Consider the following 6,443-nt stretch of genomic DNA (forward strand, 5'->3'; position numbering starts at 1 on the left):
AACGTAAATACTAAATAGTAGGAACGTGATTTCGGCGGAGATGAACGACTATATCTCTGCCGAAAATTTTTAAGAAGGAGATGAATAAGTGTGGAGAAGAGTGAAGCACAAAAGAAAAAAGTAGAATACTCTCCAGAAGATCAAAAACGCATCCAAAAAGCAGGTGTGTTCTCAATTATTCCGGGACTAGGACAGTTTTACAATAAACAATACTTTAAAGGAGCACTTTTTCTAGCATTGTTTCTATTATTTGCGATAGAGATGGTTTTATTCGGATTCAACGCTTTTGAAAATTTGTTTACATTGGGTTCGATCCCTAGAGAAGACCATTCTTTATTTTTAATGATTCAAGGGACATTGCAAATCTTAGTTACATTGATTTTTATAGTATTTTATGCAGCTAATATCAGTGATGCGAGACGCATTGCAGCATTGAAAGCTTTAACTCCTGAAAAGGTCAGCTATTCTATTAAAAATACATTATTGAATACATGGAATCATGGGTTTGCTTACTTATTGACTATTCCAGCTTATATCTTAATGATTTTTACGATTGTCTTTCCCGTATTGGTGACGATTTTTATTGCTTTCACAAATTACGATTTTTACCATATACCACCTGCAACTTTAATTGATTGGACTGGTTTTGAAAATTTCGCTGCCATCTTTACATTGAGCACTTATCGAGATTCATTTGGGGCTGTATTTGGATGGACAGTAATATGGACACTTTCCGCCACAACACTGCAAATCATTATTGGTATTTTTGCTGCTATTGTCATGCACCAGCCATTCATTAAATTTAAACGGATTTTTGGTGTTATTTTACTCTTGCCTTGGGCAGTACCGGCTTTTATCACAATTCTATCTTTTTCAAATATGTTCAACGACAGTGCGGGTGCAATCAATACGCAAGTGATTCCGTTGATTAATAGTCTGCCATTCATTGATATCCCGGCAATTTCTTGGAAAACAGATCCTTTCTGGACAAAAATAGCGATCATTTCCATTCAAGGATGGCTCGGATTCCCTTATATTTACGTACTGACTTCTGGTATATTGCAATCTATTCCGGATGATTGGTATGAAGCTTCCATTATTGATGGAGCCAGTATATTACAGAAGTTCAGATATATTACTTTACCGCAGATTTTTGCAGTAGCCGCACCTGTTTTTATTACCCAATACACATTCAACTTCAATAATTTCTCTATGATCTACCTCTTTAATGAAGGTGGACCTGGAAGTGTGGGATCAGGAGCAGGAGCAACAGATATTTTGATTTCATGGATCTACAAATTAACTACTGGAACTTCTCCACAATACAATATCGCCTCAGCTATCACGTTAATTATTTCGGCAATAGTGATCTGTGTGTCCTTACTCGTCTTTAAACGGACACGGGCATTTGAAATGGAGGATTAAACGATGCAAAATACAAAAAAAGTCAAAACACAAAAGAATCAACGCATATGGGGTAAAATTTTTACCTACCTATTTCTGTTGTTTATGTCAGTTATCATCATTTATCCGTTGCTGATCACTGTTACTTCTGCATTCAAGCCAGGAAACTTATTGGCATTTAGATTGGATTTTGATTTTGAGTGGACAATGAACAACTTTAGACGCTTATTTGATGAAACACAATACGGACAATGGTACATGAATACATTGAAGGTAGCGGTTATGGCTATGTTGATTCAAGTTGCAGCTGTAACGTTATCTGGATTTGCATACAGCAGATACCGATTTACTGGTCGAAAAGTGACGTTGAAGTTCTTCTTGATCATTCAAATGGTTCCAACAACAGCCGCTCTTACAGCATTTTATGTTATGGCTTTACTGGTTGGGGGACTAGATCAGCATTGGTTCTTGATCCTTGTGTATATCGGCGGAGGAATTCCAATGAATACCTGGTTGATGAAGGGATACTTTGACACCGTTCCAATTGATTTGGATGAATCAGCTCGTTTAGATGGCGCAGGGCACTTCCGTATTTTCTGGCAAATTATTATGCCGTTAGTACGCCCGATGATCGCTGTACAAGCTTTATGGGCTTTTATGAATCCATTTGGAGAGTTTATGCTGGCTCGCTTCTTATTACGGTCAACAGAAAACTATACAGTAGCCATTGGATTGCAAACGTTCATCAATAATCCGCAAAATCAGCAAGTTGCGCTCTTTTCAGCTGGAGCGATTTTAATCGCCGTCCCAATTTCGATTTTATTCTTCTACTTACAAAAGAGCTTTGTAACAGGATTAACAAAAGGTGGAACGAAAGGTTAAGCTTTGGCAGGTGTCACAGAAAAGGAAGTGAAATAACCATTGAAAACAGATACTTTTCCATTAAATTACTTTAAAACCATATGGAGCCCTAAAAAAATCATTGAAAAACGTCAATCGCTAAACTGGCTTCAATTGTTGTTTCTCTTAATATTTTTAAATGCATTGATGATTGTTCCGGTAAGCTTGAATTATACAAGAATGGACAGTTATTCGTTAGAAAATACTTTTCCAGAATCTTTTCAAATGCTGGATCAATCGGTAGTCAGTGAACTATCAAAAGCATCCATTAAAAATGGAGAAATGACGATAGATGAATTTGAGATCAACAATGAGCAGGGTGCAATAATGGGCGGGATTTCTTCTGATAGAGCAGAACTAGCACTCCAGGAAGAAGAGAACACCATTCTATTTCTTGAAGATGAGTTGGTCATCAAAGAAACAAATCAATCCGCTTCTCATGTGCCTTATACAAAAGATTTTACACTTGAAGGAATTGAGTCAACCGATCAATTGAAAGAGGCTGTTTCGCAACAATGGTTTATAAAGAACCAATCATTTCTAATCGCAGTATTGTCTTTCATCCTGTTTGTTTTATTGTTGGCTGAATTAGTTTTTTTGATTTTTGGAGCAGCTTTCTTCCTATATATAGCTTCAAAAAACAAACCGCTTTTAAAAGGCCGGTATAAAGAATCCGTTTCAGTTGTAATGTATGCAGCTGGAGCTCCTACGATTGCAGCGATGTTGGTAGGATTGATTGATTTTAACATTATTACTATGGTGACTGTTCAATCTATAGGTATGATCGGGTTTATCTGGGTAATTTATTATCATAATAGAATCAGTGAAATAAAAGCACAGAAAGAAATGTCTAAACAAGTTCAATATTAATCCAATGGGAGAGAGATAAATGAAAAGATTATTTGATATTGATCCATGGGAAATAAAGACAACGTCTCTTGATAAAATGAACAAACGTTTACAAGAAAGCATCACATCGATTGGAAACGGCTATATGGGTATGCGAGGCAACTTTGAAGAAGGTTATTCTGGGGATACACATATTGGAACATATCTAGCAGGTGTTTGGTATCCAGACAAAACTAGAGTCGGCTGGTGGAAAATTGGTTACCCAGAATACTTCGGAAAAGTGATCAATGCGACTAATTTTATTCCTATAGCTATATATGTGAATGATGAAAAAGTTGATTTAGCTGTTGATGCAGTAAAAGAGTTCAATTTATCTCTAAACATGCAAGAAGGAATTTTAAGACGCAGTTATGTGTGGAGCAAGGAAAATACAGAAATTCGTTTTTCTTTTAAACGTTACGTAAGTATCGTGCAAAAAGAACTGGCAGTGATCGAAGTAAAGACAGAAATTTTAAAAGGCTCAGCAACTGTTAAATTCGATTCTTATTTGGATGGGGATGTCGAAAATGAAGACAGCAACTATGAAGAAAAGTTTTGGATAGAGCGACAAAGAGACAGCAATGAAAAAAGTTACTTGACTACAGATACAATAGAAAATCCATTTGGAACAGAACAATTTACAGTAACGACCATGATGCAGAATTTAGCTGAGGGAAATAGTCATCGAGAAACTAGAAACCAGCATATGTTAGTTGGCGAAACGATTGCTTTTGAACTGGGTGAGGGGGAACAAGCGTTAATCACCAAATTAGTGACAGTAGTGACCAGCAGAGACATAGCTGCAGAACAACAAGTTCAAGAAGCCAGCAATTTATTAGATGCAGCTGTTCTAAAAGGGACAGAACAACTAGAAGCTGAACATAAAGCTGCCTGGAAAGAACGTTGGAGCAAAGCAGATGTGAAAATTGAGGGAGACGATGAAAGTCAGCAAGGCGTCCGTTTCAATATTTTTCAACTCTTTTCTACCTATTACGGAAATGACTCTCGTTTGAACATTGGACCAAAAGGGTTTACTGGAGAGAAGTATGGCGGAGCAACGTATTGGGATACTGAAGCATTTATATTACCGATGTATTTGTCTACATCAGATAAAGAGGTTACAGAGCAACTTCTTGACTACCGGTACAACCAATTAGAAGGGGCATACCATAATGCTCGACAACAGGGGCTAAAAGGCGCATTATACCCGATGGTGACATTCAATGGTATTGAGAGCCATAACGAATGGGAAATCACTTTCGAAGAAATCCATCGTAATGGAACAATCGCCTACGCTATTTACAATTATACGAACTACACGGGAGACGATTCATACTTGCAGCAGAAAGGGATTGAAGTCCTAGTAGGAATATCACGTTTTTGGGCTGATCGCGTTCATTTTTCTAAACGAAAGAATAGTTATATGATTCATGGTGTTACTGGACCGAATGAATATGAGAACAATATAAACAATAACTGGTACACGAATAAAATGGCGACATGGACACTGCGTTACACAATTGAAAGCTTAGCAAATGCCTCTCCCGTTAAGAAAGAAGAACTAGAGATCAGCGAAGAGGAATTAGCACAATGGCAAGATATTATCGAACGGATGTATTATCCATACGATGAAGAATTAGGCGTATTTGTTCAACACGATACATTTTTAGATAAAGATTTACAAACCGTAGATTCACTAAGTCCGGATGAAAGACCGATCAATCAAAACTGGTCTTGGGATAAAATTTTGCGCTCGCCGTTTATTAAGCAAGCAGATGTTCTTCAAGGACTATATTACTTGAATCATGAGTTTAGTATAGAAGAAAAAGAACGAAACTTTGATTTTTATGAGCCTATGACAGTACATGAGTCCTCTTTATCACCAGCTATCCACGCTATTTTGGCAGCTGAATTAGGGAAAGAAGAAAAAGCTGTTGAATTTTATGCTAGAACTGCACGATTGGATTTGGATAACTACAATAACGATACAGAAGATGGATTGCACATCACTTCTATGAGCGGAGGATGGTTGGCTATCGTTCAAGGATTTGCTGGTATGAGAACAGCTAACGAAGAGTTGGCATTCAAACCCTTCTGTCCACCGAATTGGTCAAGTTACAGCTTTTTGGTAAAATACCGTGGTCGATTATTAGAAGTCCAAGTAACAAAAAGTGTTGTAACGGTTCAATTAAAAGAAGGAGAACCGTTAGAAATCAGATTGTATGATAAAAAAGAACGATTAGAAGATGCTGTATCAACTTCAGTCAAATAAAATAGTGTTGCAGTAAACAATATCGTGATAAAAATAAGCTTAGAAGGAAATCTTAGGGATAATGTAAGATTCTTTTTGAGCTTATTTGCTTTTATCCAATCTGTTCTGAAAAAAAGAAAGTGAGATACACTAAGAAAAGAGCTGTAAAAACAAATTTTATCTCGTAGTAGAATATTAAGGTAAAAAGAAAAGCGAACATAAACGTTTTTAGTAGAGTTATACTGGTTAGAAAATAATAAATGTATATATATTCGTATTGAAATAACTAGTGATTGTTCGCTATTTCAACTAATTGTGTTTTTAACTTAATTAATGGTTGACCAAATACAGAAAAGTTGATATAGTATTAAATGTCGTCAGGGAAGACTTGTAAGAGTTTACTTGATGAAAAAACATTTTTTGTATTTTTAGTATTGACACAATATACAAAATAAGTTAAACTCATAAGAGTTGATAGGTAAGAGAGCTCGTCTCTCGCGTTTTGAATAAATATTCAACAAAAGAAGGGAATATTCGAAATAACTATTGACACAACGATGAGAAGTTGATATATTAACGAAGTTGTTGATGCAAAGTGTCTGAGAAAAAGTTGAAATAATTGTTGACACTAAGTTGAAACGATGATAGTATTAAGTAGTTGTCGCTGAGACAACGCAACACAAAATTAGACCTTTGAAAACTAAACAAAGTAAGACGAACCAAACGTGTAAGGAGTTTCGGCAAGTGCCGAAACAACAACATTAGTGAATAATTATTCGCTAGCAATCAATTAATGAGCTTCAAGCATCATTAAGCAGTCACCTTCGGGTGACGACTTTATATGAGAGTTTGATCCTGGCTCAGGACGAACGCTGGCGGCGTGCCTAATACATGCAAGTCGAACGCTTCCTACCGGTGCTTGCACCGGGAAAGAAGAGTGGCGGACGGGTGAGTAACACGTGGGTAACCTACCTACAAGCGGGGGATAACATTCGGAAAC

The 6,443-nt window shown here is 36.7% G+C and carries 4 protein-coding genes and 1 rRNA gene; all 5 read left to right on the top strand.

Features of this window, described 5'->3' with window-relative positions; genetic code table 11:
- Positions 1-90: 90 nt before the first annotated feature.
- Positions 91-1,425, top strand: coding sequence for a carbohydrate ABC transporter permease (locus BM137_RS02655; RefSeq protein ID WP_092479588.1), 1,335 nt, complete (start codon positions 91-93; stop codon positions 1,423-1,425).
- Positions 1,426-1,428: 3 nt separating this feature from the next.
- Positions 1,429-2,286, top strand: coding sequence for a sugar ABC transporter permease (locus tag BM137_RS02660; protein WP_092479589.1), 858 nt, complete (start codon positions 1,429-1,431; stop codon positions 2,284-2,286).
- 39 nt (positions 2,287-2,325) lie between these two features.
- Entirely contained in the window at positions 2,326-3,174 is an 849-nt protein-coding gene (locus tag BM137_RS02665) for a DUF1189 family protein (RefSeq protein WP_092479590.1), read from the top strand.
- 19 nt (positions 3,175-3,193) lie between these two features.
- Positions 3,194-5,464: a glycoside hydrolase family 65 protein gene (locus BM137_RS02670; RefSeq protein WP_092479591.1), complete on the top strand. Its 2,271-nt coding sequence runs from the start codon at positions 3,194-3,196 to the stop codon at positions 5,462-5,464.
- An 816-nt stretch (positions 5,465-6,280) separates the two neighbouring features.
- Positions 6,281-6,443, top strand: a 16S ribosomal RNA gene (locus tag BM137_RS02675); the annotation flags it as partial.

Source organism: Desemzia incerta (assembly GCF_900115825.1).
Lineage (GTDB): Bacteria > Bacillota > Bacilli > Lactobacillales > Carnobacteriaceae > Desemzia > Desemzia incerta.